Origin of the sequence: Streptomyces sp. NPDC020917, assembly GCF_044333795.1 — a bacterium.
Classification (GTDB): domain Bacteria; phylum Actinomycetota; class Actinomycetes; order Streptomycetales; family Streptomycetaceae; genus Actinacidiphila.
The window spans coordinates 216,861-242,575 of record NZ_JBIRRR010000012.1; the positions used below are offsets into that span (position 1 = coordinate 216,861).

At 74.5% G+C, this 25,715-nt stretch carries 27 protein-coding genes and 2 pseudogenes; 23 read left to right on the top strand and 6 right to left on the bottom strand.

What is annotated here, in order from left to right; translation table 11 throughout:
• The first annotated feature begins 32 nt into the window (after positions 1–32).
• The 10 genes and pseudogenes from ACH4TG_RS24985 to ACH4TG_RS25030 all read left to right on the top strand — a co-directional run bounded on the left by ACH4TG_RS24985 (position 33) and on the right by ACH4TG_RS25030 (position 11,318).
• Positions 33–1,352 carry an MFS transporter gene (locus ACH4TG_RS24985; protein ID WP_398244707.1) on the top strand — a complete coding sequence of 440 codons (1,320 nt, stop codon included), beginning with the start codon at positions 33–35 and terminating at the stop codon, positions 1,350–1,352.
• A 112-nt stretch (positions 1,353–1,464) separates the two neighbouring features.
• Complete coding sequence (locus ACH4TG_RS24990; protein WP_398244708.1) at positions 1,465–2,487, top strand: TolB-like translocation protein; 1,023 nt, start codon at positions 1,465–1,467, stop codon at positions 2,485–2,487.
• Positions 2,488–2,634: 147 nt separating this feature from the next.
• The gene (locus ACH4TG_RS24995) at positions 2,635–4,332 is read left to right on the top strand and encodes a beta-propeller fold lactonase family protein (RefSeq protein ID WP_398244709.1); all 1,698 of its coding nucleotides are present in this window, start codon (positions 2,635–2,637) and stop codon (positions 4,330–4,332) included.
• Between the two features lie 232 nt (positions 4,333–4,564).
• Complete coding sequence (locus ACH4TG_RS25000) at positions 4,565–4,999, top strand: hypothetical protein (protein ID WP_398244762.1); 435 nt, start codon at positions 4,565–4,567, stop codon at positions 4,997–4,999.
• A gap of 184 nt (positions 5,000–5,183) precedes the next feature.
• Complete coding sequence (locus ACH4TG_RS25005) at positions 5,184–5,681, top strand: peptidylprolyl isomerase (RefSeq protein WP_398244710.1); 498 nt, start codon at positions 5,184–5,186, stop codon at positions 5,679–5,681.
• 177 nt (positions 5,682–5,858) lie between these two features.
• Complete coding sequence (locus ACH4TG_RS25010; protein ID WP_398244712.1) at positions 5,859–6,548, top strand: LysE family translocator; 690 nt, start codon at positions 5,859–5,861, stop codon at positions 6,546–6,548.
• 64 nt (positions 6,549–6,612) lie between these two features.
• The gene (locus ACH4TG_RS25015; RefSeq protein WP_398244713.1) at positions 6,613–7,743 is read left to right on the top strand and encodes a PP2C family protein-serine/threonine phosphatase; all 1,131 of its coding nucleotides are present in this window, start codon (positions 6,613–6,615) and stop codon (positions 7,741–7,743) included.
• Between the two features lie 163 nt (positions 7,744–7,906).
• Positions 7,907–8,722 (top strand): annotated as a pseudogene (locus tag ACH4TG_RS25020) (glycine betaine/L-proline ABC transporter ATP-binding protein); the annotation flags it as partial.
• Between the two features lie 34 nt (positions 8,723–8,756).
• On the top strand, positions 8,757–10,562 hold the full coding sequence (locus tag ACH4TG_RS25025; protein ID WP_398244715.1) for an ABC transporter permease/substrate binding protein: 1,806 nt from the start codon (positions 8,757–8,759) through the stop codon (positions 10,560–10,562).
• 318 nt (positions 10,563–10,880) lie between these two features.
• Complete coding sequence (locus tag ACH4TG_RS25030; protein ID WP_398244716.1) at positions 10,881–11,318, top strand: Asp23/Gls24 family envelope stress response protein; 438 nt, start codon at positions 10,881–10,883, stop codon at positions 11,316–11,318.
• 48 nt (positions 11,319–11,366) lie between these two features.
• Here the strand turns inward: ACH4TG_RS25030 and ACH4TG_RS25035 are convergent, their stop codons facing one another.
• Complete coding sequence (locus ACH4TG_RS25035) at positions 11,367–12,233, bottom strand: SDR family NAD(P)-dependent oxidoreductase (RefSeq protein WP_398244717.1); 867 nt, start codon at positions 12,231–12,233, stop codon at positions 11,367–11,369.
• Between the two features lie 110 nt (positions 12,234–12,343).
• Here ACH4TG_RS25035 and ACH4TG_RS25040 point away from each other — a divergent pair, with 110 nt between their 5' ends.
• The 3 genes and pseudogenes from ACH4TG_RS25040 to ACH4TG_RS25050 all read left to right on the top strand — a co-directional run bounded on the left by ACH4TG_RS25040 (position 12,344) and on the right by ACH4TG_RS25050 (position 14,240).
• Positions 12,344–12,913, top strand: a complete 570-nt coding sequence (locus ACH4TG_RS25040) for a TetR family transcriptional regulator (RefSeq protein ID WP_398244718.1) — start codon at positions 12,344–12,346, stop codon at positions 12,911–12,913.
• A 41-nt stretch (positions 12,914–12,954) separates the two neighbouring features.
• Positions 12,955–13,575: pseudogene (locus ACH4TG_RS25045) on the top strand (HD domain-containing protein); the annotation flags it as partial.
• Between the two features lie 173 nt (positions 13,576–13,748).
• Positions 13,749–14,240, top strand: a complete 492-nt coding sequence (locus ACH4TG_RS25050; RefSeq protein ID WP_398244719.1) for a nucleotidyltransferase domain-containing protein — start codon at positions 13,749–13,751, stop codon at positions 14,238–14,240.
• 67 nt (positions 14,241–14,307) lie between these two features.
• Here ACH4TG_RS25050 and ACH4TG_RS25055 read toward each other — a convergent pair whose 3' ends face one another.
• Both ACH4TG_RS25055 and ACH4TG_RS25060 read right to left on the bottom strand, forming a co-directional pair.
• Entirely contained in the window at positions 14,308–14,460 is a 153-nt protein-coding gene (locus ACH4TG_RS25055) for a hypothetical protein (RefSeq protein WP_398244720.1), read from the bottom strand.
• Positions 14,461–14,631: 171 nt separating this feature from the next.
• On the bottom strand, positions 14,632–15,354 hold the full coding sequence (locus ACH4TG_RS25060) for a histidine phosphatase family protein (protein ID WP_398244721.1): 723 nt from the start codon (positions 15,352–15,354) through the stop codon (positions 14,632–14,634).
• A gap of 140 nt (positions 15,355–15,494) precedes the next feature.
• Here ACH4TG_RS25060 and ACH4TG_RS25065 point away from each other — a divergent pair, with 140 nt between their 5' ends.
• The 5 genes from ACH4TG_RS25065 to ACH4TG_RS25085 all read left to right on the top strand — a co-directional run bounded on the left by ACH4TG_RS25065 (position 15,495) and on the right by ACH4TG_RS25085 (position 19,691).
• A complete protein-coding gene (locus tag ACH4TG_RS25065) occupies positions 15,495–15,944 on the top strand; it encodes an HIT family protein (protein ID WP_398244722.1) in 450 nt (149 codons plus the stop codon).
• A 12-nt stretch (positions 15,945–15,956) separates the two neighbouring features.
• Positions 15,957–16,100, top strand: a complete 144-nt coding sequence (locus ACH4TG_RS25070) for a hypothetical protein (protein ID WP_398244723.1) — start codon at positions 15,957–15,959, stop codon at positions 16,098–16,100.
• Between the two features lie 216 nt (positions 16,101–16,316).
• The gene (locus ACH4TG_RS25075; RefSeq protein WP_398244724.1) at positions 16,317–17,111 is read left to right on the top strand and encodes a hypothetical protein; all 795 of its coding nucleotides are present in this window, start codon (positions 16,317–16,319) and stop codon (positions 17,109–17,111) included.
• A 432-nt stretch (positions 17,112–17,543) separates the two neighbouring features.
• Complete coding sequence (locus ACH4TG_RS25080; protein ID WP_398244725.1) at positions 17,544–18,353, top strand: class I SAM-dependent methyltransferase; 810 nt, start codon at positions 17,544–17,546, stop codon at positions 18,351–18,353.
• A gap of 462 nt (positions 18,354–18,815) precedes the next feature.
• Complete coding sequence (locus ACH4TG_RS25085) at positions 18,816–19,691, top strand: class I SAM-dependent methyltransferase (RefSeq protein WP_398244763.1); 876 nt, start codon at positions 18,816–18,818, stop codon at positions 19,689–19,691.
• Between the two features lie 207 nt (positions 19,692–19,898).
• Here the strand turns inward: ACH4TG_RS25085 and ACH4TG_RS25090 are convergent, their stop codons facing one another.
• Both ACH4TG_RS25090 and ACH4TG_RS25095 read right to left on the bottom strand, forming a co-directional pair.
• Positions 19,899–20,552, bottom strand: coding sequence for a cysteine hydrolase (locus ACH4TG_RS25090; protein WP_398244726.1), 654 nt, complete (start codon positions 20,550–20,552; stop codon positions 19,899–19,901).
• A gap of 169 nt (positions 20,553–20,721) precedes the next feature.
• Positions 20,722–21,498, bottom strand: coding sequence for a polysaccharide lyase family 7 protein (locus tag ACH4TG_RS25095; protein WP_398244727.1), 777 nt, complete (start codon positions 21,496–21,498; stop codon positions 20,722–20,724).
• 308 nt (positions 21,499–21,806) lie between these two features.
• Here ACH4TG_RS25095 and ACH4TG_RS25100 point away from each other — a divergent pair, with 308 nt between their 5' ends.
• The 5 genes from ACH4TG_RS25100 to ACH4TG_RS25120 all read left to right on the top strand — a co-directional run bounded on the left by ACH4TG_RS25100 (position 21,807) and on the right by ACH4TG_RS25120 (position 25,076).
• Entirely contained in the window at positions 21,807–22,226 is a 420-nt protein-coding gene (locus ACH4TG_RS25100; protein WP_398244728.1) for a YciI family protein, read from the top strand.
• The gene (locus ACH4TG_RS25105) at positions 22,199–23,551 is read left to right on the top strand and encodes an RNA polymerase sigma factor (RefSeq protein ID WP_398244729.1); all 1,353 of its coding nucleotides are present in this window, start codon (positions 22,199–22,201) and stop codon (positions 23,549–23,551) included. The genes ACH4TG_RS25100 and ACH4TG_RS25105 overlap by 28 nt, the downstream gene beginning before the upstream one ends.
• A gap of 96 nt (positions 23,552–23,647) precedes the next feature.
• A complete protein-coding gene (locus ACH4TG_RS25110; RefSeq protein WP_398244730.1) occupies positions 23,648–24,115 on the top strand; it encodes a hypothetical protein in 468 nt (155 codons plus the stop codon).
• A gap of 1 nt (position 24,116) precedes the next feature.
• Complete coding sequence (locus tag ACH4TG_RS25115; protein WP_398244731.1) at positions 24,117–24,605, top strand: pyridoxamine 5'-phosphate oxidase family protein; 489 nt, start codon at positions 24,117–24,119, stop codon at positions 24,603–24,605.
• A 264-nt stretch (positions 24,606–24,869) separates the two neighbouring features.
• Complete coding sequence (locus tag ACH4TG_RS25120) at positions 24,870–25,076, top strand: hypothetical protein (protein WP_398244732.1); 207 nt, start codon at positions 24,870–24,872, stop codon at positions 25,074–25,076.
• Here ACH4TG_RS25120 and ACH4TG_RS25125 read toward each other — a convergent pair.
• Positions 25,073–25,666 (bottom strand): PadR family transcriptional regulator, encoded by a 594-nt coding sequence (locus tag ACH4TG_RS25125; protein ID WP_398244733.1) that lies wholly within the window; start codon positions 25,664–25,666, stop codon positions 25,073–25,075. The genes ACH4TG_RS25120 and ACH4TG_RS25125 overlap by 4 nt on opposite strands.
• Between the last annotated feature and the right edge of the window lie 49 nt (positions 25,667–25,715).

The following is a 25,715-nucleotide window of genomic DNA, read 5'->3' on the forward strand; positions in this document are numbered from 1 at the left end:
CACCAGCAGGGGGAAGACCGAGGGGGAAGCGCATGTATCTCGCGGACCGCGCCGCACCGGCGCGCGGGGAGGCCGCGGCGGACGGCGTCCGGGGGCGGGCACCGGCCATTCCGGCTGTCGTGCTGGCCCTGGGGGCCGTCAGCCTCATCACGGACGTCTCGTCGGAGATGGTCACCGCCGTCCTGCCGCTGTACCTGGTCGCCGGGCTCGGCCTGAGCCCGCTCGGCTTCGGCACCCTCGACGGCGTCTACAACGGCGTCAGCGCGCTGGTCCAGCTGACCGGCGGTCACCTCGCCGACCGGGTGCGCAACCACAAGCTCGTCGCGGGCCTCGGCTACGGCCTGTCCGCGCTGTGCAAGCCGCTGCTGCTGGTCGTGCACAGCCTCGGCCCGCTCGGCGCGGTGCTGGCCCTGGAACGCACCGGCAAGGGGCTGCGCACCTCGCCCCGCGACGCGCTCATCTCGCTGTCCACCCCGCCCGAGCACCGCGGGCGCGCCTTCGGCGTCCACCGCGCCATGGACACCACCGGCGCGGTGCTCGGCCCGGTCACGGCGTTCCTCATCCTGCGCGCCGCCACCGACGGCTACGACGCGGTGTTCGGCGTCAGCGCCTGCGTGGCCGTGCTCGGCGTGCTGGTCCTCGTGCTGTTCGTGCCGGGCAGGACGTCCGGCACCGCGGCCCGGGACGCCTCCGACGGGACGGCCGGCGCCGGGGACCCGGGCGCGGACGGCGGCGCGGCAGGGCCGGGCGGCGCGCCGCCCGTCGACCTGCGCACCGCCTTGTCGCTGCTCCGGCTGCCGCGGCTGCGCGCCCTCACCGCGTGCGCGATGCTGCTCGGCCTGACGACCGTCAGCGACGCCTTCGTCTACCTGCTGCTGCAGCGCAGGGCCGGGATCGGCGAGGAGTACTTCCCGCTGCTGCCGCTGGGCACCGCCGCGATCTTCCTGCTGCTCGCCGTGCCGTGCGGGGTCCTGGCCGACCGGGTGGGCCGCCGCACGGTGTTCCTCGCCGGGCACGCCGGACTGCTCGCCGCCTACGCCCTGCTGCTGTGGGCGCCGGGCACGGGCCTGCTGCCGTTCGCCGTGCTCGGCCTGCACGGCGTCTTCTACGCGGCGACCGACGGCGTGCTGCCCGCGGCCGTCGCCGACGTGGTTCCCGAGCGGCTGCGCGGCAGCGGCCTCGCGCTGGTCGGCACCGGCCAGGCCCTCGCCCGGTTCTGCTGCTCACTGGCCTTCGGCGCGGCCTGGACGGTGTGGGGCGACGGCCCCGCCCTGTTGGGCTCCGCGGTCGGGCTGCTGCTGTGCGCGGGTGTCGCCGGCGCTGTGCTGCGCCCGGCGCGGACCGCAGCGTGAGGGGCCACGCCATGGCCGCCACCGACCCGGCACCCGACTCCCCGCCGCGGGCCCCGCACCCCTGCGCCCGCGCCGTTCCCCTCCCCGCCTCCGTCTCCCCGAGGACCGCCCCATGACGCCCAAGCGCCGCCTGCTCATCCTCGCCGTGGCCGTCGTGCTGCTCGCCGGGCTCGGCACCGGCTTCGTGCTGCACGCCGCGTCCCGCGCCGACAGCAGGAACACCGCGCGCGCCGGCGGCCCCGCCGTCAGCGCCGGCCGGGTCGCGCTGACCGGACCGGAACGGGTGGTGTTCGTCAACGACGCGCCGGGCCCGCACCGTTCGCAGGTCGCCACCGTCACGGCCGGCGATCCGGGCGGTTCCCGCACCGCCTCGGGGCTGGGCTGCGTCCGCTTCTACGCGGCGGCGGGCACCGGCGTCTGCCTCCAGTCGGGGCTCGGCCTGGTCTCCCAGACCAACCGGGCGGTGATCGTGGACTCGGCCCTGCGCACCGAGCACACCTTCGCGCTCGCCGGCACGCCCAGCCGGGCCCGCGTCTCGCCCAGCGGACGGTTCGCGGCGTGGACGGTGTTCGTCGGCGGCGAGTCGTACGGCGCGGCGTTCTTCTCCACCCGCACCTCGATCGTGGACACCAGGACCTGGCAACTCCTGCCCAACCTCGAGGACTTCACCACCGTCCTCGACGGCAGGAAGTACCACGCCGTGGACGACAACTTCTGGGGCGTCACCTTCGCCGCGGACGACGACACCTTCTACGCCACCCTCGGTACGGCGGGCCACACGTACCTGATGCGCGGATCGGTCGCCCGCCGTACGCTCACCTCCGTCGGCGTGCAGAACGTCGAATGCCCCTCGCTGTCCCCTGACGGCACGCGCGTGGCCTTCAAGAAGCGTGTCCTGAACGGCGCTTCGCTGTGGCACGAGTACGTGCTGGACCTGCGCACCCTGCGCGCCACCCCGCTCGCCGAGCACCACAGCGTGGACGACCAGGCGACATGGCTCGACAACGACACCGTCGCCTACGCCCTGCCCCACGAGGGCGACGTGAAGAGCACCGACCTGTGGTCCGTCCCGGCCGACGGCACGGGGACACCCCGCCTGCTCATCCCCGACGCCTCCTCGCCCGCACCCCTGTGAACCCGCCCCGCCGCCCGACCGGTCCCCGGAACGCGGCCGTGTCCGCGCGCCACGCGCCGTCGTTGTGACGGGAGTTGCCGTATCGCGGCGGTAGAGCCGGGCCCATCAGGCGCCCGCCGCCGCGGACGAGCCGAGGGGGGTACCTCCATGATCCGCACGACGGCCGCCGGGGCCGCACGCAGCGCCGGCGATCCCGCCGCCTCCGCACGGCCGCGCCGCAGACGCCGGGCCACCGCGGCCACCGCGAGCGCGGCGCTGGGCCTGGCGGGACTGACCGGCCTCGCCGCACCGCCCGTCCAGGCCCAGCCGTTCGCCACCGCGACCGCCTTCGTCGCCGACTCCGGCGACGACACGGTCTCCGCGGTCGACACCGCCGACGGCACCGTCACCGCGACGATCCCGGTCGGCTCGGGACCGCAGGGCGTCGCCGCCGCCCCGGACGGCACCCGGGTGTACGTGCCGAACATCGGCTCCAACACCGTCTCGGTCATCGACACCCGCACCGGCACGGTCACCGCCACCCTCCCGGTCGGCGCCAGCCCCACCGCCGCCGTCGTCACCCCGGACGGCTCCCGCGTCTACGTCGCCGACCTCGGCGCCGCCGCCGTCTCGGTGATCGACACCGCCACCGGCACGGTCGTGGCGACCGTCCCGGTCGGCTCCGGCGCCGACGCGGTGGCCGTGTCGCCGGACGGCCGCCGCGTCTACGCGACCGCGAGCAGCGGCGGGCTGGCGGTCATCGACACCGCCACCGACACCGTCGCCGCGACCGTCCCCACCGGCGCGTTCCCGATCGCGGTCGCCGTCGCGCCGGACGGCTCCCGCGTCTACGTCGCCAACCTCGGCGACAGCAGCCTTACCGTCGTCGACACCGCCACGGCCACGGCGAGCGCCACCCTGAGCACCACCGAGGCGCCCTACGCCCTCGCGGTCGCGCCCGACGGCGGGCACGTCTACGTCGCCGACGGCAGCGCCCGCGCGGTGTCCGTCCTCGACGCCGCCACCGGCGCCGCCACGGCCGCCATCCCCGTCGACACCGACCCGCAGGCGCTCGCCCTCACCCCGGACGGCACCCGGCTCTACGTGACCGGGCCCGGTACCCCGACGGTGACCGCGATCGACACCGCGAGCGGCACCGTCGCCGCCACCACCGCCGTCGGGCACAACCCGTCCGGCGTCGCCGTGTCCCGACTCCCGCTGCCCGCACCGGTCGTGACCTCGGTCAGCCCCGACTCCGGCCCGCCGTCCGGCGGCACCGAGGTCACCGTCACCGGCAGCCACCTCCAGGACGCGACCGCCGTCACCTTCGGCCCCGGGCATCCCGCGACCGGCGTGACATGCACCGACACCTCCTGCACCGCGGTCGCGCCGCCCGGGGCGGCCGGCCCGGTCGACGTCCGGGTGACGACGCCCGCCGGCACCAGCGCTGCGGGGACCGCGGACCGCTACACCTACGCCGCCGCCGACCTCGGCGTGACGCTCTCCGCGGCGCCCCGACCCGGCCTGCTGGGCGGCCGGATCACCTACACGCTGACGGTCACCGACCACGGCCCGTCCACGCTCGGCGCGGCGACCGTGACGGCGGTGCTGCCCGCGCCGATGCGCGCCGGCTCGGACGACTGCCGCGCCGCGGGCGCCACTGTGACCTGCACGGTGTCCGGCCTGTCCAGCGGGCAGAGCGCCACCCGCAGGTTCACCGTGCCCGTCGGACTGCTCGGCGTCGGCCTGCCCTACACCGTCACCGCGTCCCGCGCCGCCAGCAGCCCCGCCGACCCGGAGCCGGGCAACGACCGGGCCGCCAGTACGTGCACGGTGGTGACGTCGCTGCTCATCTCCTGCCGCTGAGCCCCACCCGAGCCCGAGCCCGGGGCCGGCCGGGTGCCGGGTCCGGCCCCGGCACCCGGCCGGCCCCGTCGCGGACGACCTGCGGCGGGGCCGGTTGTCAGTGCCCTGCGGCAGGCTGATCCCCATGACCCGCATGACCCCGGAACCCGCCGTGACGCCCGAACCCGCAGGGACGCCCGAACCCTCAGGGGCAGCAGAAGAGCTCCTGACCTCCGCACCCGCCGGAAACGCCGTGCCTCCCGGCCCGCCCTGGACCCTTGCCGCCATCGAGCGCGCCCTGCACGCGAGTTGGGCCGCCGACACCTGCTCGCCGGACGACGTGCAGCGGGCTCCGTGGCAGCCCGGCAACCCCGCCTGGGGGCACTGCGACATCACCGCGCTCGTCGTCAACGACCTGTTCGGCGGCGACCTGATCGTCGGCGAGGTCCACGACGGAGCGGAACGCGCCGGTCACCACTGGTGGAACCTGCTGCCCTCGGGGCTCGAACTCGACCTGACGCGCGAGCAGTTCCGCCGCGGCCAGACCGTCGGGGCGGCCCGCACCGTGCGCCGCCCGCCGGGCCCGCTGCCGCGCCGGTCCGCGGAGTACGCGCTGCTGCGCAAGCGGGTCGCGGAGCATCTCGGCCCGCTGCCCGAGCCCGCGGACGGCACCCCGCCGCACCCGTGACCGCCCGGGGCGCGATGCCGCCCCGGGGTCCCGCACGGCGCGCTGAACGCCCGCGCCCCGCGCGTCGCGGGCGACCCCGTGGGCGGCCGCGGCAGCCCCGGGAGCACCGGCGGCCCGGGGCGAATCGCCGCGGCGGGCATGGCGCGATTCGGCCGTACGGGCCCGGGATGCCAGGATGGGGGTCATGGACAACGTGTACTTCGACATCACCATCGACGGCGCGCCGGCCGGACGGATCGTCTTCCGGCTGTTCGACGACGTCGTTCCCAAGACCGCTCAGAACTTCCGCGAGCTGGCGACCGGCCAGCACGGCTTCGGCTACGCCGGCTCGGGCTTCCACCGGGTCATCCCGCAGTTCATGCTGCAGGGCGGTGACTTCACCCGCGGCGACGGCACGGGCGGCAAGAGCATCTACGGCGAGAAGTTCGCCGACGAGAACTTCCAGCTCAAGCACGACCGCCCGTTCCTGCTGTCCATGGCCAACGCCGGCCCGAACAGCAACGGCTCGCAGTTCTTCGTCACCACGGTCGTGACGCCGTGGCTCGACGGCAAGCACGTCGTCTTCGGCGAGGTCGTGGAGGGCCAGGAGCTGGTCAGCCAGATCGAGAGCAAGGGCTCGCAGAGCGGCCGCACCAGCGCCAAGGTCGTCATCGCCGAGTCCGGCACCGTCCCGGCCGTCTGAGCTGCGTGCCCGCCGTCCCTGCCGCTCCGCGCGGCAGGGGACGGCCGGCGCGTGCCCGGCGCCGTCCCGTCGCCGGCGAATGCGGCGCCCGCCGGGTCCCGCCCGCCCCCTGAGAACTCCGGCCGGCGGCGGTGAATCCCCGTGGACAGCGCGCCCGCCGGGCCGCACGATGGCGCCATGCCCGCGCACCTTCCCGCGTTCCTCGCCGTCCTGCCCGCCTTCCTCGGCGCCTGCGTGCTGATCGCCGCGTCACCCGGCCCCAGCACCATGCTGATCATCCGTCAGTCGCTGCGCAGCCGCCGCGCCGGATTCCTCACCGTCCTCGGCAACGAGACCGGGGTGTTCCTGTGGGGGATCGTCGCCGCCTGCGGGCTCACCGCGCTGCTCGCCGCCTCGCAGGCCGCCTACGACGCCATGCGGATCGTCGGTGCGGTCGTGCTGGTCGGCTTCGGCGTCCAGACGCTGCGCGCCGCGCGCGCCGGACGGCACGCCGAGGACGCCGCGGACGTCCCCGCTGCCGCCGCTGCCCCCGAGTTCTCCGTCCCCGACGACGCCGCGTCCCGGCGGGCCGCCGGCCTGAAGGCGTACCGCAACGGGCTGCTGCTCAACCTGGCCAACCCCAAGGCGGCCGTCTTCGCCCTCTCCTTCCTCCCGCAGTTCGTGCCCGCGGGGGATCCCGAGCTGCCGACGATGGTCGCGCTCGCCGCGGTCTGGGCGGTGTTCGAGGTCGGCTACTACGGCCTCTACGTCTGGTTCGTCGGCAGGATGCGGGCCGTCATCTCGCGGGCCGGAGTGCGCCGCCGGCTGGAGCAGATCTCCGGGGGAGTGCTGGTGCTCCTCGGTCTGCGGCTGGCCGTCGAGGGCTGAGCCGGCACGGCGTGCCCCATCCCTTTTCGGCGGAATGTTCTGATCATCCCGTTACGCTCCTTCTGTGACGAGCGACGATCTCCCCGAGGGCGGTCAGGGGCGGCGCCGTCGCCGGGGGAGCCCTGCGTGGCGTCCCCGTGCCGTCTGGACGCCGATGCTCCTCGCCGCGCTGCTCTGCGTGCTGGCGCTCACCACGCCCCGGGACTTCGCGGTCAGCCGCCTGCTGCCGGCGGCCCCGGCGCTCGCCTCGTCGATGTGGTCGGTGGGGGCGACGCTCGCGCTGGGGGCGTTCGCCCTGCTGGTCGTCGTGATCGTGGAGATCGTCTACGACCCGCGCTCCACCGAGTTCACGCTCGCGGCCATCGTGGCGGTCACCGGAGCCGCCGCCTACGCCAGCCACGTCAGGCGGCAGCGCGAGCGGACGCTGAGCCAGGTGCGCTCGGTGGCGATGGCCGCCCAGGCGGTGGTGCTGCGCCCGATCCCGCACCGGGTGGGCGGTCTGGAGATCGAGACGCTCTACCTCGCCGCCGCCGAGGAGGCCCGGGTCGGCGGCGACTTCTTCGAGGCGCTCGACACCCCGCACGGGGTGCGGCTGCTCATCGGCGACGTCCGCGGCAAGGGACTGCCCGCGGTCGGCACCGCGGGCGCGATCACCAACGCCTTCCGGGAGGCGGCGTTCGAGGAACCCGACCTGGTGGCCGTCGCCCGGCGGCTGGACACCGTCATGACCCGCTACAGCCAGGCGTACGCCGAGCCCACCGAGGGAGCGGAGCGGTTCGCCACCGCGGTGTTCGCCCAGATCCCGCCCGGCGGCGGCCGCGCCGAGCTGCTGAACTGCGGCCACCCGCCGCCGCTGCTCCTGCACGGCGGCCGGGTGCGGGTCCTGGACCCGTCCGCGGCCTCGCCGCCGATCACCATGGCGGCCCTGATCGGCGACGTGTACACCGTCGACACGGTGCCGGTGGCGCCGGGCGACCTGCTGCTGCTCTACACCGACGGGGTCAGCGAGACCCGCGACCGGAACGGCGACTTCTTCCCGCTGGACGCGTGGGCCACCGGCCGGGGCGCCCTGCCGCCCCGCGCCCTGCTGGACGCCCTCCACCAGCAGCTGGTCCGCTTCAGCGGGGGCGTGCTCGACGACGACATCGCCGCGCTCGTGGTGCGCACCGGCGGCTCGCCGCGGTCCGCCGGTTGAGACGCGCCTGATGCGTCTGTTCCCGCTTTGGTTGTACGTGACGGATGTGACGTGGGCCACGTTTCCGTTTGCCTCCGGGAAACCCGGGCAGCGGCGGCTGGAAGAGTGAGCGACCCGCCCGCGGGGGAATCGGGTCGCTCTTCGTGCGATCCGTGAGGTGTATGTGTCAAGGCTGCAGGTCGAGCATCTGTACAAGGTGTTCGGGCCACGACCGGAGGAAGCGGTGCAACGGCTCAAGGCCGGCGCCGGCAGGGACGAGCTGCGCGAGGGGGGCGACACCGCCGCCGTCATCGACGCGTCGTTCGAGGTGGCGGAGGGTGAGATCTTCGTCGTCATGGGCCTGTCGGGTTCCGGCAAGTCCACGCTGCTGCGCACCCTGAACGGGCTGCTTCCACCGACCGCGGGCAGCGTGACCTACGAGGGGCGCGACCTGACCGCGCTGGACGCCGGCGAGCTGCGCCACGTCCGCGCCCACGGCATCAGCATGGTCTTCCAGCACTTCGCGCTGTTCCCGCACCGCACGGTGCTGGACAACGCCGCCTACGGCCTGGAGGTGCAGGGCGTACCGCGCCAGGAGCGCCACAAGCAGGCGGAGGAGGCGCTTCAGCTGACCGGCCTGGAAGGCTGGGAGCAGTCCTGGCCCGACGAGCTGTCCGGCGGCATGCAGCAGCGCGTGGGGCTGGCCCGCGCGCTGGCCACCGACGCCGACGTGCTGCTGATGGACGAGGCGTTCAGCGCCCTCGACCCGCTGATCCGCCGTGAGATGCAGGAGCAGCTGCTGGAGTTGCAGCGCACCCTGCGCAAGACCATCGTCTTCATCACCCACGACCCGCACGAGGCGGTACGCCTCGGTGACCGGATCGCGGTGATGCGCGACGGCCGCATCGTGCAGAACGGCTCGGTGGAGGACCTGCTGCTGCGCCCCGCCGACGACTACGTGGCCTCGTTCATGGCCGACGTCGACCGTGCCGCGGTACTCGAAGGAAACGACCCCGCCGCGGAGGAGAAGTCCCATGCCTAGGATCCCCCTTGGCGACTGGGCCGACAGCACCGTCAACTTCCTGCGCGACCACTTCAGCGGCCTGTTCGACGTCATCTCCAGCATCGTCTCCGGGATGTACGACGGGGTCGACAAGGTGCTGACCGGGCCGCAGCCGCTGCTCCTCGCCGGCATCCTGGCCGTCCTGGCGCTGTGGCTGCGCGGCCCCCTGGCCGCCGTGCTGGCCTTCGCCGGGTTCGCCCTCATCGACTCCGTGCAGCAGTGGCACCAGGCCATGGACACCCTGTCGCTGGTCCTGGTCGCCACCGTGGTCACCCTGGTCGTGGCGCTCCCGCTGGGTGTCTGGGCGGCCCGCAACCGCACCGTGAGCGCCGTGCTGCGCCCGGTCCTCGACCTGATGCAGACGATGCCGGCGTTCGTCTACCTGATCCCCGGCATCTTCTTCTTCGGCGTCGGGGTGGTGCCCGGCATCATCGCGTGCATCGTCTTCGCCCTGGCACCCGGGGTGCGCATGACGGAGCTGGGCATCCGCCAGGTCGACGCCGAACTCGTCGAGGCGGCCGAGGCGTTCGGCACCCCGCCGGGCCGGACCCTGCTGCGGGTCCAGATCCCGCTCGCCCTGCCCACCATCATGGCGGGCGTCAACCAGGTCATCATGCTGGGCCTGTCCATGGTGGTCGTGGCCGGCATGGTCGGCAGCGGCGGCCTCGGCCAGTCCGTGTTCACCGCGATCAGCCAGGTCGACATCGGCCTCGGCTTCGAGGGGGGCGTGTCCGTGGTGATCCTCGCCATGTACCTGGACCGCATGACCGGCGCACTGGGCGGCCGGGTCAGCGCCGTCGGGCGGCGGGCCGCCGCCGCGCTGCCGCGGCGCACCGGCGGCCGCGTCCTGGCCTACCGGCCGCAGGCGTCCGTCGCGATGGTCGGCGTCGTGGTGCTGGCGCTGGTCGCCGGCGGGATGAGCGTGTTCGCCGGGAGCGGCACGGCGGAGGCGAAGGTGTCCGGCAAGGACGACGTCGGCAAGGGCCGCGCCGTCGACATCGGCTACATCCCCTGGGACGAGGGCGTCGCCTCCACCTTCCTGTGGCAGGAGATCCTCAAGGAGCGCGGCTTCGCGCCGAAGGTCACCCAGTACGACGTCGGCGCGCTGTACACCGGCATGTCCGCCGGGAAGATCGACTTCGAGACCGACTCGTGGCTGCCGACCACCCACGCCTCCTACTGGGCGAAGTACCGCAGCAGCCTGGAGGACCTGGGCTCCTGGTACGGCCCGACGTCGCTGGAGCTGAGCGTCCCGTCGTACGTCAAGGACGTCAACTCGCTGGCCGACCTCAAGGGCAAGGGCGGGGAGTTCAAGGGCCGCATCATCGGCATCGAGCCCGGCGCGGGCGAGATGAAGCTGCTCAACGACACGGTGCTGCCCAAGTACGGCCTGCAGAACGAGTACAAGGTCGTCGCCGGCTCCACCGCGTCGATGCTGGCGCAGCTGGACCGCTCCATCAAGGCCAAGGAGCCGGTCGTGGTGACGCTGTGGTCGCCGCACTGGGCCTACAACACCCACGACCTGAAGAAGCTCGCCGACCCCGAGCAGGCCTGGGGCAGCGGCGACGGCATCCACCTGCTCGCCCACAAGGGGTTCTCCGCCAAGGAGCCGCAGGTCGCCAAGTGGCTGAAGGCGTTCCACCTCACCGAGACGCAGCTCACCTCGCTGGAGGCGTCCGTGCAGCAGGCGGGCCAGGGCCACGAGCAGCAGGGCGTCACCGCCTGGATGAAGAAGAACCCGGGCATCGTCGACAAGCTGGCGCCGGTCGGTTCCTGACCGGCCCGGCACCCGTACCGGCCCCGCCCGCACCCCGTGTGCGCGGCGGGGCCGCCGGCTGTCCTGGCCCGGCCCGCGGCAGGTCCCACCCTGAGGCCGAGGGTGAGACCTGAGCCTCGGCCGACACTCGAGTGACGTCCGGTGTGGAGTGGCGGGGTCACCCGAACGGCTGCACAGTGTGAGGGAAGGGCCGGTCCTGGGGGACGCGTCCGGCCGACCGGCAGGACGGCGCCCAGGCGCCGGCACGCGTGCCGCCGTGAGGCCCAGGGCCCGGCGGCCCTCCGCCCGTCACACCCTCCAGCGAAGGGGATCTTCCCCATGGCAGCCACGGACACGTCCACGCCCACGTCCACGTCCACGAACCGGCACAAGGGCATCGCCGGGAAAGTCGTCATCGCCGACACCGTCGTCGCGACCATCGCCGGCATCGCCACCCGCGAGGTGGACGGCGTCCACGCCATGGGCGGCGGCGCCAGCCGGGCGGTGGGAGCCGTCCGCGACCGCGTCTCGCGTTCCGCGGACCACACCCGCGGGGTGCGGGTCGAGGTGGGCGAGAAGCAGGCCGCGGTCGACCTCGACATCGTGGTCCTCTACGGCACCGAGATCGCGGACGCCGCAGCCCGGATCCGCTCCCAGGTGGCCGGCGCGGTGGAGCGCATGACCGGCCTCGAGGTCGTCGAGGTGAACGTCAACGTCCGCGACGTCCACGTGCCCGGCGAGGAGAGCGACGAGGAGGAGGAAGTCCGGGTGCGCTGACCCCGGCCCCGCACACCCCCGCGCCCCGTCCTGCCTGCGGCCGCCGGCTCAGCCGCGGTGGCCGAGCGGATCGATGTGCTCGGCGGTCGCGCCGTCGGCCGTGGTGGACTCGCTCAGCTCGCGCCAGCGCTCGTCCTGGGCCAGCAGGTCGCGGCCGGCCGCGGTCGCGTACGCGTAGGCGTCGGGACCGACCAGCAGGCGCAGCGGCGGCTCGTCCAGCGCGACCACGTCCAGCACCAGCCGGGCCACCTTGGCCGGGTCGCTGGCCGCGGTCGTGCCCGAGCCGTGCATCGCGGCCATCGCGCCGACCGTCGAGGCGTAGGCCGGCCGCACCGGGTCGATCCGCATGGACGACCCGGCCCAGTCCGTCGACATGCCGCCCGGCTCCAGCACCGTGACCTTGATGCCGAGCGGCGCGACCTCCTTGGCGAGCACCGAGGAGAAGCCGCCGACGGCCCACTTCGCCGACTGGTAGGCCGACAGGCCGGGGGTGGCCATCCGGCCGCCCACCGACGACACCTGCACGATGTGGCCCGAGCCCTGCTCGCGCAGCACCGGCAGCGCGGCCTGCGTCAGCCGGACGACGCCGAACAGGTTGGTGTCCACCTGGGCGCGGAAGTCGTCGAAGGCGACGTCCTCCACCGCGCCGACGTTGGCGTACCCGGCGTTGTTCACCAGCACGTCCAGCCGGCCGAAGCGGTCGACCGCGGTCCGCACCGCGTCCTGGACCTGCACCGGGTCGGTCACGTCCAGCGGCACGACCGCGATCCGGCCCTCGTACCCGGCTGCGAGGTCGTCCAGGGCGGCCGGTGACCGCACCCCGGCGACGACCCGGTGGCCGGCCTCGGCGGCGGCGCGCACGATCTCGCGCCCCAGGCCGCGGGAGGCTCCGCTGACAAGGAATACGTACGACATGGGGGCTCCTGTCCCGTCAATCCACTAACCGGTTGGTTAGCTTCTTCCCTCCATGGGACACCCGGGAGGGGCGTCTGTCAACTATCCGGTTAGTTGGTAGAGTGTCGGACATGAACAGGGACGCGGAGGCGACACGCCGCCGACTGCTGCGGGCGGCGACGGACGAGTTCGCCGCATACGGCATCGCGGGCGCCCGCGTGGACCGCATCGCGGCCGCGGCCGCGAGCAACAAGGCGCAGATCTACCACTACTTCGGCAGCAAGGACGGGCTCTTCGACGCCGTCTTCGACGCCATGTGCCGCGAGACGCTGGACGCCGTCCCGATCGACCCCGCGGACCTGCCCGGCTACGCCGGCCGGCTCTTCGACTCCTACCAGGAGCGCCCCTGGGTGCAGCGCCTGGCCGCCTGGTACCGGCTGGAGCGCGCCGGCACCGGCACGCTGCTGCCGATCGTCCTGGAGAGCAACACCCACAAGATCGAGGCGGTCGCCGGGGCGCAGCGCGACGGCCTGCTGCCGGACCGCTTCAGCGCGCCCGAACTCCTCGGCCTGGTCCTGCACCTCTCCGGCTTCTGGAGCTCGCACACCCCCGAACTGGACGCGCGCCTCGCCGACGACACCGCGGCCCGCCGCCGCCAGGTCGTCGTCGACGCCGTCGCCGCCCTCGTCGCGGCCTCATGACCGCGGCATCACCGGCCGAGGGCGGGGGTACCGCGGGCGCGATGCGCCCTCCGGCCGCGACCCCGGCCCGGAGCACGAACCCAGCCCGGGGCCCGGTCCCGACTCCGGCCGAGATCCGCGCCCTGCACGAGCGGCACGCTCCGTCGGCCGGGATGCTCGACCTCGTCCACACGCACTGCGCCATCGTCTGGTCGATCGCCGAGCAACTCCTCGACAGCTCGGGCGCCGACGCCGACCGCGACCTGGTGCGGGCCGGCTGCCTGCTGCACGACGTCGGCGTCTACCGCCTCTACGACGGGACGGGCCGCCGGGTGCACGACAGTTACCTGCTGCACGGCGTCCTCGGCCACGAACTGCTCGGCACCGAGGGCCTTCCCGAGGTGCTGCGGCGGTTCTGCTCCCGCCACACCGGGGTCGGCCTCACCCGCCACGACGTCCTCGCCCAGCGGCTTCCGCTGCCCGCCGGCGACTACGTCGCCGTCAGCACGGAGGAGCGGCTGGTGATGTACGCCGACAAGTTCCACAGCAAGACGACACCCCCGCGCTTCATGACCGCGGACGCCTACGCGGTCCACGTCCGGCGCTTCGGCGAGGACAAGGTCGCCGCCTTCGCCGCGTTCCGCGCCGAGTTCGGCGAGCCCGACCTGCGCGAGCTGGCGCGCGTCCACGGGCACGCGCTCCGGACGCACGCGGAGCCGGAGGAGGCGGGGCCGGGCAGCGCGGGGCTCGGGGACGCGGCCGTGGGGAAGGCGGGTCCGGGCGAAGTGGGGCCCGGGGACGCCGGGCGGAATTCGCTCGCCTGACGCGACGGCCACCGGCTACCGTGCGCCGGGTGATGACCGCCGACGACGTCCTGTCCGTTCTAGCCCTGGCCCGCCAGGCCGGTGCCGACCTCTGGATCGGAGGGGGCTGGGGCATCGACGCCCTGCTCGGCGAGCAGACCCGGCCGCACCGCGACGTGGACGTGATGCACCGCCAGGAACACGAGCCGGCGCTCGCGGCGGCCCTGGCCGCGGCCGGCTTCACCGAGACGCTCGACTGGCGGCCGGTGCGGTTCGTCGTCACCGGCCCGCGCGGCCTGGAGATCGACCTGCATCCGCTGGACTTCGCGGCGGACGGCTCGGCCGTGCAGGCGTCGCTCGACCCCGAGCGGCCGTTCGTCTACCCCGCCTCGTGCTTCGTGACCGGCACGATCGGCAGCAGCACCGTGCCGTGCCTGTCGGCCGAGCAGCAGGCGTACTTCCACCAGGGTTACGAACCCGCCGAACGGGACCTGCACGACATGGCCCGGCTGCGGGAGCGGTTCGGCATCGCCACACACTTCTGAGCGGCCGCGCCACGGGTGCCCGGCCGGGCACCGGTCCCGACCCGGCGCGCGGGGCCCGGACCGCGGTTCAGCCGTCCGCGCGGCCGCCGTCCGCCCCGCCTTCGACGCCCCACTCGCCGCCCCCGGCGTCGCCCGCCCGCGGCGGCTGCCGCAGTTCGGGGCTGAGCGTGCCGGCGATCGCCGCAGAGGCCATCACCGCCGTGAGCACCAGCACCAGCACTGCCCGTTCCGGTCCGGCCGCGACCAGCGGGTGAAGTCCCGGTTGCGCCACAGCAACGGCCGGGCCGACGGCGCCCGGGTGGCGGAGATGGTCACCGCCCGGGCTCCTCACCGGGCGTCGGAAAGGCGTGGAACACCACCGTGATGTGCCGGCGGCGCCACACCCCGCGCATCACGGCTCGGGCAGGTGGCCGACGGCGGCGAACTCCGCCAGCCGCATCCGCGTTCCGTCGCCGTCCCAGCGGGAGACCGAGGCGTTGGGGATCTCCACCGGTCCCGGATCCGGCGCGCCGATGCCCGACAGGACCTGACGCACCGCCAGGACCACCGCGTCGTGCGCGACGAGCAGCACGTGTGCGCGGGGCGGCGCCGACCCGGACAGCTCGCCGAGGAAGTCCCGCACCCGCAGCGTGACGTCCGCCGAGGACTCGCCGCCCGGCGGCCGGTAGGACCGGTCGCCCACCCGTAGGCGGCGCGCCGCCTCCTCGGGAGCCCGCTCCCGCATCGCGGCCGGCGTCAGCAGCTCCAGGACACCCATCTCGCGGTCGCGCAGCCGCTCGTCCAGCAGGGCGCCCGCAGGAGCAGGAGCAGGAGCGGTCCGGCCGGCGGCCTCGGCCATCGCCTCCCAGGTCTGCACCGCCCGCAGGTACGGCGAGCACACCACCACGTCCGGCCGGTCCGCCGCCGCGAGACCGCCGAGCCACCGCCCGGCGGCCCGCGCTTGCTCCACGCCCAGCGGTGACAGCGGCACCACCGCGTCGCACGGCTCCGGCACGGACAGCGCCGGATCCCCCGTCTCCGCGGCGCGCGCGAACACCACGTTCGCGCTGCTCTGCCCGTGCCGTACGACGCTCAGCCGCCGCAGCGCGCAGGGGTACGCCAGAGGTTCCGTCACCGTCACACCCTTCGTCGATGGGCCGCGGCCGCGTTTCCCGCAGCTCCCGGCGGTCCCGGCGCACCGCCGGCCCCGCGTGGCGCGGACCGGGTGCGCCGTTGCCGTTCCGGCGCGGGACCGGCCGCCCTAGGATCCCGAGCATGACTGCCGCGGAGTGCTACGCGTGCCGCCAGGAAGCCCTGTTCGACGACCTGCCGCCGCGCGAACGGGTGGCGGGCGACGGCCTGTGGCGCGTCGCGCACAACTTCACGACCTCGCTGCCCGGCTGGCTCGTGCTGCTGCCGCGCCGCCACGTCACGGCGATCCACGACCTGACCGACGACGAGGCGGCCGGCCTCGGCGGCTGGCAGGTCCGGCTGTCCCGGGCCCTGCGCGCCGCCACCGGCTGCGCCAAGACGTACGTCGTCCAGTTCGCGGAGGCCGAGGGGTTCGCGCATGTGCACTTCCACATCGTGCCGCGCATGCCCGCCCTTCCGCCGGAGCACCGCGGCCCCGGCGTCCTCGCGTTGCTGCGCCGGCCCGAACCGGAGCGGGTGACGCCGGACCGCGCGGACGCGATGGCCCTGGCCGTGCGGACCCACCTCACCTGACGACCCGTCGCCGTGTTCTCGCCACGGCCGCGCCCGGCGGCCGCGCCCCTGGCGTCGATCGCCGTGCCCGCCGTGGTGATCCACGGGACCGCCGACCCGCTGTTCCCCTCGCCCACGGCGAGGCGCTCGCCGAGCACCTTCCCGAAGGGCGCCTGACGGTCCTGCGGGACGCGGGACGCGGGACGCGGGACGCGGGCCACGGGCCACGGGCCACGGGATCGCGCGGGTGGACTGGCCGGCCGTGGTCCCCGCCCTCCTGGACCACACCGCCGCGGCGCAGTCCGGCCCGGCGGCCTCGGACGCGGACCCCGGCTGATCCGAGCCGGGCGCTCCGGGCGCCGGGTGTCCGAGGCGGCTGGCACACTGCGGGGCATGCCTCTCGCGGAGCTCACCCTTGACCAGTGGCGGTCGTTCGACCTGCGGACCGCGCAGCGCGTCGCCAAGGAAGCAGCGGACCTGGCCGACGGGCGCCTCGTCGCCGTCGAGACCGTCGAGCACCTCGGCGCACCGCTGCACCGCGCCCGGATCGAGCGCAACCAGCAGGAGTTCGCGCTGGTCCCCGGCGGCTCGGTGACCCTCGGTTTCGACCTCGACGCGTGGCAGCCGACGCCGGAGCAGACCGCGGACTACGCGGAGAGCGTCGAGGAGGGCTTCGGGTACGGGCCCGACCTGCGCGCCCACCTCGCACAGGTGCTCAGCCCGCGCCGCAGCACCGTCCTGGCCAGCGTGTTCATGGCCGTCGAGAACGAGCAGCTGACGGAGACGCCGGCCGACATGCCCGCCGCCCTCGCCGAGCGCGGGCTGCGGATGCCGACCGCCGACGAGTGGGAGCACGCCTGCGGAGCGGGCGCCGGCACGCTGTTCCGCTGGGGCGACCACTGCCCCCTCGACCGCATCCCGTACGGGGCCTCGGGACCGCAGCGGGAGCTGAGTGCGCTGGGCCTGCACATCGCCTACGACACCTACAGCGTCGAGCTGACCAGCGACGTCACCGCCGTCCACGGCGGCGACGGCGGCGAGTCTGTGTGCGGCGGCTACGGCACCGTGCTGGCGTGGCTCCCCCTGGCCACCGCCAACCGCAACCCCGCGATGGCCGACTTCGTCTACGGACCCGAAGGCGAGGGCCTCTGCGAGGACTTCTCCACCCGCCCGGTGCTCCCGCTCTGAGCCGCGGCGGATTGTGCGGACCGGGTCACCGCGCCGGGGGACCGGTCGGCGGCACGGCGTATGCCGAGGGGTGGGCGCGCCCGCCCGCGGCTTGGGTGCGGCGTGGTGCCGGGAAGCGGGCACGGCGTCTGCGGCCGGTGCTCGCGCTCTGAGCCCGCGGCCCACCGGTTCGGGACCCGCTCGCGCACAGGGACCGTGCTCGGTGAACGGTTGGCGGGACGGCCCGCGTCGAGGGGTTCGTGTGGTTGCGGCGCGGTGCGTGGCGGGTCGGGGGCCGGCTGTTCGCGGCGGGTCGGGGCCCGCCCCGTCGGACCGGGACGCCGCGCCCGGCTGGGCGGTTCGCACGGCGCGCGCACAGCGGCTCGTGCCGCTGACGCTCGCCTCGGGGCGGCGGCGGCCGGGCGCGGGGCGGGTGTCTGCGAGAATCGCGGTATGGCTGAGCACGACACCGACCGCCGGTACCTGCTGGACAACCAGCAGTCCGAGGCGGGCATCCGCTTCGGCGCACTCGCCGAGCTGTTCGACCCGGGCACCTTCCGGCACGTCGACCGGCTGGGCATCGGCGCCGGCATGCGGTGCTGGGAGGTCGGTGCCGGCGGACCCTCCGTGCCGCTCGGGCTCGCCGAGCGCGTCGGGCCCACCGGCGCGGTGGTCGCCACCGACATCGACGTGTCGTGGACCCAGGGGGTCGCGGGCGGCGCGATCGAGGTGCTGCGCCACGACGTCGCCGCCGACCCGCCGCCACCGGGCGCGTTCGACCTGGTGCACGCCCGGCTCGTCCTGGTGCACGTCACCGACCGCGCCGAAGCGCTCCGCCGCATGATCCAGGCGCTGCGCCCCGGCGGCTGGCTCCTCCTGGAGGACGCCGACCCCAAGCTGCAGCCGCTGCTGTGCCCCGACGAGTCCGGGCCTGAGCAGCAGCTCGCCAACCGCCTGCGGAGCGGCTTCCGCACGCTGATGGCGGCCCGCGGCGCCGACCTCGCCTACGGCCGCACCCTGCCCCGGGTGCTGCGCGAGGCAGGTCTGGACGACGTGCAGGCGGACGCGTACTTCCCGATCACCTCGCCCGCCTGCACCGTCCTGGAGGACGCCACGGTCCGGCAGATCCGGCCGCTGCTGATCGAGCACGGGCTCGCCACGGACGAGGAGATCGACCGCCACCTCGCCAACGTCGCCACCGGCCGGCTGGATCTGGCGACCTCCCCGATGATCTCCGCGTGGGGCCGCCGCCCCAAGCCCTGACGGTTGTCCGGTCCGGTCCGGTCCGGCCCTGAACCCCGGGCCGACCGCGCGGGTTTCTCCGGTGCGCGGAGCGGCGCCGCCGTCTACCGTGCACGCATGCGCTACCTGGCAGAGCCGCTCGTCCTCGCCGCCCTGCGCCGAGGCGCCTCGGTGGCGCAGGTGCTCGGACCGGTAGGACCAGTAGGCCCGTCGGACGCGCCCGGTGCACGCCGCGTCGAAGTCAGGCCGGTGGCCGGCGGTTTCGAGGTCCTGCTGCACGTCCTCGCGGATGCCGGCCGCGAACCCGGAGGCGGGGAAGGGGAGTTCGGCCGGGTGATCGCGGCGGCTGGGGACCCGCTCGCCGCGCTGGCCGCCGCCGAGGACCGCACCGGCGCCGACCGCGGACGCTGGACCGACGCGGCGGTGCTCCGGCCCCCGGGTGAGGACGCCGGCCCGGCCGCGGTCGAGGCAGGCGCGGCACCGGTGCCGCAGGGACCGCTGGGTGACGACCTGCTGTTCGCCGGCACGGCGGCGTACTACCGCCGCGGGCGGCTGCCGTACGCGCCCGGTCTGCCCGGCGCGCTCGCCGGGGCACTCGCCGGGACACCGGGGAGCAGCGGGGACGGGCGGCTGCTCGACGTCGGCTGCGGACCCGGGATCCTGGCTCTGGACCTCGCGCACCTGTTCCGTGAGGTCGTGGGCGTCGATCCGGACGCCGGGATGATCGCCGAGGCCCGGCGGGAGGCCGCCGCGCGCGGCCTGGCGGGGAAGACCCGGTGGGTGCGGGCCGCGGCCGAGGAACTCCCCGCGGGACTGGGCGTGTTCACCGTCGCCACCTTCGGCCAGTCCTTCCACTGGATGGCCCGCGGCCTGGTGGCGGCGACTGTCCGGGACATGCTGCGGCCCGGCGGGGCCTTCGTGCACGTCGCCGACCTGAAAGGGGAGCGGCTCGCCACCGGCGGGCTTCCCCACCCCGCCGTGCCGTACGAGGCGATCGACGGGCTGGTCAAGCGCTACCTGGGACCGGTCCGCCGGGCAGGCCGCGGCACGCTCCCGCAGGGAACGCCCGGCGACGAGGCCGGCGTGCTCGCCCGGGCCGGCTTCTCCGGCCCGCTCCGCGTCGTCGTCCCCGGCGGGCAGTCCCTGGAACGCAACCGCGACGACGTCGTGGCCGAGGTGCTCTCGATGTCGTACTCCGCGCCGCACCTGTTCGGTCCCCGGCTGCCGGCCTTCGAGGCGGACCTGCGCCGGCTCCTGCACGACGCCTCCCCGACCGGCCTGTTCTCCGCGCGCGGGCCCAGCACCGAGGTCCGCATCTGGCGGACCCCACAGCCCGAGGACGGGCCAACTCCCTTGTGAGGGAAGCACGATCCGATCGCGGCAGCCCGAACGCCGTGGCCGCGGAGACGCCACCCCCGCGCGAAATGACGGACGCCACCACCACGGACTCCGGCGGCAGGGCGGGGTTGGCGGCCAGCCCCCACAGGACAGGGTGCACGGCCGCCATCCTGCCGCAGGGCGCGGCTTCCCGGCGCCCGGTTTTCGCGGCGGCGCCGGTCGACGGGCTCAGCCTTGCGGCGCCGCCGCGGTCAGGGCCGTGCGGAACTCGTCGACCGTGGCCAGCAGGGTGTCACCAGCGAACCGCAGCGCCTCCAGGGACCGTTCGGCCGCTGCCTTGTCGCCCGCACCGCACGCGTCGGTGAGCACCACGGGCACGTACCCGAGGTCGGCCGCGTGCCGCGCGGTGGGCTCGATGCCGATCTCCATCGCGCAGCCGACGACGGCAACGGTGGTGATGCCGCAGTCGCGCAGGGCGATGTCGAGCCAGGTGCCCTCGAACGCCGACATGGTGATCTTGTCCAGCACCGCCTCCCGCTCGGTGGGCCGCAGTTCGGGGATCAGGGCGGTGTGCGGGGCGTCCGGCGGGAACGCGGAGACGACGTCCGCCGCGCGCCCGGCCCGCTGCCAGGCGCGCCACATCCGCAGCTGGGAGGCGCCCATCAGCTCGGCGGGGAGGGTGACATGGCGCAGGAAGTAGGTGCGCACCCCCGCCGCCCGCGCGGCCTCGACCGCGCTCACCGTCTGCGCGATCACGCGGTCGCGGTCGCCGATCTGCTGCAGGATGCCCACCTGCATGTCGTACACCAGCAGGGCCACCCGGGCCGGGTCGCACGCCTCTTGCAGTGACTGGGGTACGGCAAGGCCGTTTCGCTCGTCCACGGGTGTGACGCTACCTGCTGCCCCGGCGATCTTCTCCCTACGCGCGCGATTCGCCCCGAAGGCCCCCCAGTGCCGGACCCGTGATACCCGGGTTGCCGCACGCGGGCGGCCTGCCTGCGGGGCCGGGCCCGGTTGTCCAGGTCCGGCCCCGGCAGTGGGTGAGGGGGCGTCAGCTGTGGGCGACGGTGAGGCCGTAGAAGGCGACGCGGGCGCCCTTCGTGGTGCTGTCGGAGGACGACTGGTTGTAGGAGCCGGCCTTGAAGTACATCTTGTAGGCGTCGAACGACGACGGGATGGCGTAGTGCGTCGTGCTGCCGTTGACCGTCAAGTCGATGGTGTCGCCGCCGGAGACGCCGATCGTGTAGCTCCAGGTCTTGCCGACGGACACGTGCCCGACGGTGTGCGGGGTCTGCCCGCCGGACGGCGAGTTCTCTGTGCCCGCGACGATGTCGCCGTTCGCGTGGACGTAGAGCTCGATCAGCGGCTTGGTGGACGAGCCGCCGGTGCCGAGGTGGATCTGGCCGACGCAGACGTTGGAGGTCACGGACACCACGCGCAGGGTGGCCTTGAGCTTGTGGCTGCCGCCCAGCGACCAGTTCGCCGCGCTGCCGTTGCTGTTCATCTCGCGCAGCTCGGACCGGGCGTAGTTGGAGTTGGGGGTGGTGACGCCCTTCTCCGGCGCCCAGAAGGTCATCGCGCCGTCGCGGCCGTCGGTGTAGAAGTAGTCGTCCTGGAAGCCGTTCGAGCCCTGGAGCTGCGACGACGGGATGGTCGTCGGCGATCCGGGCGAGCCGACGGGCAGTTGCAGCTCCCAGACCGACAGGTTGAAGTTGCCGCCGGGCGCGACACCCGGGGACGCGGCATGGGCGGTGGTGCCCAGCAGGCCGAGCGTGCCGGCCACGCCGAGGCTGCTCGCCAGGGCCAGGAGTCTGGTGCGGTTCTTCATGTGGGGGTCCTTCCGCAAGCGAGTTCAAGTAGATGAACTCCGTTCATCATGTGGGGTGAAACCTGAATAGCACCCGCACCAAGCGCGGTCAACGGCCCATGTCGCGATTGACCTTGCCGGGATCACGGACCTTGGCCTGGACCAGTGGGTTCATGGATGAGAACCCGGTGTCTGGCGTGAGAGGCTCTCGCCGGAGCCCGGCGAAAATTCCCTGGCGAAGATCGCCGGCCGTGTCGATCGGCCGCCGCGCCGTTCGACCTGTTAGTGAGAGGGTCGGAAGGCGACCCCCGGAGCAAGGAGAGCGCACGATGCCGAAGTACATGCTGGTCCTGCGGGGCACGGACGAGTCCGTCGCGAAGATGATGGACACGCCCTTCGAGGAGATGCTCGAGACCATGGGCCGGTTCAACGACGAGCTGATCAAGGCCGGCGTGCTGGTGGCCGCCGAGGGCCTCGACGACCCCAACGAGGGCGTCGTGGTGGACTTCAGCGGCGAGACGCCGGTGGTCACCGACGGCCCCTACGGCGAGACCAAGGAGCTGTTCGGCGGCTTCTACGTGCTCGACGTGGCCACGAAGGAGGAGGCCGTCGAGTGGGCCAAGCGCATCCCGGCGATGACCGGTTCGAAGTGCGAGATCCGCCGCGTGCCGTCCATCGACGAGTTCCCGCAGGACAACAAGTGGGTCATCAAGGAGCGGGCGTGGCGCGAGCGGACGGGCCAGCTCTGACCGCGCCGCAGGCCGGGGACGGCCCGTCCGCCGCCGAGTCGGCGCGGCGGGCCGTCGAGGCCGTGTGGCGGATCGAGTCCGCCCGGATCGTGGGCGCGCTCGCCCGCTACACCGGGGACTTCGCCCTCGCCGAGGACGTCGCCCAGGAGGCCCTGGCCGAGGCCCTCGTCGGCTGGGCGCGCGACGGCGCCCCGGCACACCCGGCCGGCTGGCTGCTGGCGACCGCGCGGCGGCGCGCCATCGACGCCTTCCGCCGCAGGTCGGCGCTGGATGAGCGGTACGCGCTGCTCGCCGGCGCGCTCGCCGAGGGGCAGGCGGCCGCCGGCGCGGCCGCCCCGGACGACGCCGGCGACGACCTGCCGTGGGACCCCGACCGGGTCGACGACGACGTGCTGGCGCTGATGTTCATCGCCTGCCACCCCGTGCTCTCGCCCGAGGCCCGGGTCGCGCTCACGCTGCGCGCGGTCGGCGGCCTGTCCAGCGAGGAGATCGCCCGGGCCTTCCTGGTGCCGGTGCCGACCGTGCAGGCGCGCATCACCCGGGCGAAGAAGACGATCGGCGCGGCCGGCGTGCCGTTCGAGCTGCCCGTCGCCGACGAGCGGCGGGCCCGGCTCGGCGGCGTGCTCAGCGTGCTCTACGTGATCTTCACCGAGGGCTCGACGGCGACGTCCGGCGACCGGCTGCTGCGGTCCGACATCGCCCACGAGGCGATCCGGCTGGCCCGGATGCTGGCCGCGCTGCTGCCCGACGAACCCGAGGTCCACGCGCTGCTCGCGCTCCTCGAACTCACCGCCGCCCGCTTCCCCGCACGCACCGGACCGGACGGCGAGGCGGTGCTGCTGGAGGACCAGGACCGGCGCCTGTGGGACCGCTCGGCGATCCGGCGGGGACTCGCCGCGCTGCGCCGCGCCACCTCCGTGGGACGCGGGCTCGGCCCCTACGGGCTGCAGGCGGCCATCGCGGCCTGCCACGCCACCGCACCCTCGGTGCCGGAGACCGACTGGGAGCGGATCGTCCTGCTGTACGAGGCGCTCGGCCGCGTCGCGCCCTCCCCGGTGGTGGAACTCAACCGGGCCGTGGCCGTCGCCATGGCCCAGGGACCGGACAAGGCCCTGCCGCTGGTGGACGAACTCGTCGTGTCCGGCCGGCTCTCGGGGTCCCATCTGCTGCCGAGCGTGCGCGGCGAACTGCTCGCCCGGATGGGCCGGGCGGCCGAGGCGCGGGCCGAACTCGAGCTCGCGGCACGGCTGTGCGGCAACGACCGCGAACGGGCGGTGCTGCTGCGCAAGGCGGCCGCCCTCGACGGCGACGGCCCGCGCCGATGAGTTCCGCCGCCCGCCGCGGTCGAACCTCAGGAGAACACGACGAGCGCAGGACGGGAACGTCCGGCGCCCGGGGCGACCTGAGTGGGAGGCACGGTGATGAGCGACCGCACAGCGGAGATGCTGGCACGGCTGGAGGTGTTCGTCGGCGAGTGGGACCTCGAGGCGCGCTTCCCCGGCGACGACGGGCCGGCCGGCGGGGGAGCGGCGGCCCGCAGCCGGTTCGGCTGGACCCTCGACCGGCAGTTCCTCGAGCAGCGCACGGAGATCGACGTCGCGGAGGCACCCGACGGGCTGATGATCGTCGGCCCGGACCCGGAGAGCGGCGGGTACGTCCAGCACTACTTCGACTCCCGCGGCGTGGCGCGGCTCTACACGATGACGTTCGTCGGCCGGGTCTGGACGCTGACCCGCGAGGCCGCCGACTTCACGCCGCTGCAGTTCCGGCAGCGCTTCATCGGCACGTTCAGCGAGGACGCGAACACCATCGAGGGAGCGTGGGAGACCAGCCGGGACGGCGGGTCCTGGCAGCACGACTTCGCCCTCACCTACCGCAGGGCGGGCTGACATGGACGCCCGCCGCCCCGGCGCCGCCACCGTACGGGAGATCCTCGACGCCAACCGCTACCTCGTCCTGTCGACGGCGGACGCGACCGGCCGCCCGTGGGCCTCGCCCGTCTACTTCGCGCATATCGGCTTCTCCGAGTTCTTCTGGGTCTCCTCGCCCGAGGCGACGCACTCGCACAACATTGCGGCGCGTCCCGAGGTGGGCATCGCCGTCTTCGACTCGCACGCCGAGATCGGCACCGGGCAGGGCGTCTACATGCCCGCCGTGGCCGGACCGGCCGACGGCGACGCGGCGGCCCGCGGCATCGAGGCGTTCTCCCGCCGCTCGGTGGCCCACGGCGGCCAGGTGTGGACGCCCGCGGACGTCGCACCCGGCGGCGAGCTGCGGCTCTACCGGGCCGTCGCCGCGTCCCACTCCGTGCTGGCCAAGGACGGCCGCCCCGACCACCGGATCGCGGTGAACCTCGCGGACGCCGACCCCGGCGCCTGACGGCCCGCCGGTGACCGCACGCGGCCGCCGAGGATACGGCGTTCGCACCGGCGGAAACCCGGATGCCGCCCGCGGCACCCCGGCGTACCGTGCACCGGCGTGTGTTGCGCGTGCCCGTGGAGTGGCCGCCGGCCGTCGCGAAGTTTGCGGCACGCCCGGTGGCCGGCGCGGCCCACGCGGCCGGGGAGGTGGGGGAGTTGCGGCTCGACGGCCTGGACGAGGTGCCGTGGCGGCAGCTCGGCGTGCGGGTTCCCAGATTACCTGTTGCGTGAGGCGCTGGAGACCCTGGGCCGGATCGGCCGGACCACTCCGTCCGCCCGGGCCGCCCTGCTCCGGCTGCACGACAGCGACCGCCGGTTGTCCTCGGAGGCGGACTGCCGGGCGGTCCTCGACGACGAGGAGGTCCGGGCAGCGGTCGCCCGGCTGCTCGCGCTGCCGGTCCTCGCGGGGGACGACGCCGACGGCGGCTAGTCCTGGGCCTGTGCCAGGGCCGCGAGGCTCTCGAAGTCCCAGGCCAGGGCGCCGGAGTGGAGGTCGTCGGCGACGGCGTCCAGCCAGGCCAGTTCCGCGGCCAGCACGGCGCGGCGGTACTCGTCCTCCAGCATCGTGACGCGGGGAAGGGCGAGTTGGGCGCTCTGGTCCGCCGCGGCGTCCAGGGCCGCGATCGACCCGCGGACCTTCCCGGCCCGCTGCGACAGCACCTTCCGTGCCTCCTCCGGGGCGAGCATCATCACGAAGGACAGGGCCGCCGGGAACTCCGGGTACTCCGCGCGGGGTTCGGCCAGCATCTCCTCCAGCCACGCGCGGTGGGTCTGCCGGCCCGTGTCGGTGACCTCGTAGACGGTGCGCTCCGGGTACTGCTGGTCCCTCTCCGTCTCGCGGACGGCGATCAGCCCGGCGTCGAGCAGCCGGTCGATCGTCCGGTACAGGCTCGCGCGCTGGCTCACGTTGACGACTTCGTCCTTGCCCCACTGCTTGATGAGCCGCTGGATGCCATAGGGATGCAGCGGCCGCATGTGCAGCAGGGACAGGACGGTGAGGGCGAGGGGAGAGCTGCGCATGGCGACGAGTCTAGCGGCTCTACGTCACGGCGAAACTAGTTGACATGAG

Coding starts and splice junctions, on each gene's coding strand:
- ACH4TG_RS24985 (WP_398244707.1), top strand. CDS start 33: ATGTATCTCGCGGACCGCGCCGCACCGGCGCGCGGGGAGGCCGCGGCG.
- ACH4TG_RS24990 (WP_398244708.1), top strand. CDS start 1,465: ATGACGCCCAAGCGCCGCCTGCTCATCCTCGCCGTGGCCGTCGTGCTG.
- ACH4TG_RS24995 (WP_398244709.1), top strand. CDS start 2,635: ATGATCCGCACGACGGCCGCCGGGGCCGCACGCAGCGCCGGCGATCCC.
- ACH4TG_RS25005 (WP_398244710.1), top strand. CDS start 5,184: ATGGACAACGTGTACTTCGACATCACCATCGACGGCGCGCCGGCCGGA.
- ACH4TG_RS25010 (WP_398244712.1), top strand. CDS start 5,859: ATGCCCGCGCACCTTCCCGCGTTCCTCGCCGTCCTGCCCGCCTTCCTC.
- ACH4TG_RS25025 (WP_398244715.1), top strand. CDS start 8,757: ATGCCTAGGATCCCCCTTGGCGACTGGGCCGACAGCACCGTCAACTTC.
- ACH4TG_RS25030 (WP_398244716.1), top strand. CDS start 10,881: ATGGCAGCCACGGACACGTCCACGCCCACGTCCACGTCCACGAACCGG.
- ACH4TG_RS25035 (WP_398244717.1), bottom strand. CDS start 12,233: ATGTCGTACGTATTCCTTGTCAGCGGAGCCTCCCGCGGCCTGGGGCGC.
- ACH4TG_RS25040 (WP_398244718.1), top strand. CDS start 12,344: ATGAACAGGGACGCGGAGGCGACACGCCGCCGACTGCTGCGGGCGGCG.
- ACH4TG_RS25050 (WP_398244719.1), top strand. CDS start 13,749: ATGACCGCCGACGACGTCCTGTCCGTTCTAGCCCTGGCCCGCCAGGCC.
- ACH4TG_RS25065 (WP_398244722.1), top strand. CDS start 15,495: ATGACTGCCGCGGAGTGCTACGCGTGCCGCCAGGAAGCCCTGTTCGAC.
- ACH4TG_RS25075 (WP_398244724.1), top strand. CDS start 16,317: ATGCCTCTCGCGGAGCTCACCCTTGACCAGTGGCGGTCGTTCGACCTG.
- ACH4TG_RS25080 (WP_398244725.1), top strand. CDS start 17,544: ATGGCTGAGCACGACACCGACCGCCGGTACCTGCTGGACAACCAGCAG.
- ACH4TG_RS25095 (WP_398244727.1), bottom strand. CDS start 21,498: ATGAAGAACCGCACCAGACTCCTGGCCCTGGCGAGCAGCCTCGGCGTG.
- ACH4TG_RS25100 (WP_398244728.1), top strand. CDS start 21,807: ATGCCGAAGTACATGCTGGTCCTGCGGGGCACGGACGAGTCCGTCGCG.
- ACH4TG_RS25110 (WP_398244730.1), top strand. CDS start 23,648: ATGAGCGACCGCACAGCGGAGATGCTGGCACGGCTGGAGGTGTTCGTC.
- ACH4TG_RS25115 (WP_398244731.1), top strand. CDS start 24,117: ATGGACGCCCGCCGCCCCGGCGCCGCCACCGTACGGGAGATCCTCGAC.
- ACH4TG_RS25125 (WP_398244733.1), bottom strand. CDS start 25,666: ATGCGCAGCTCTCCCCTCGCCCTCACCGTCCTGTCCCTGCTGCACATG.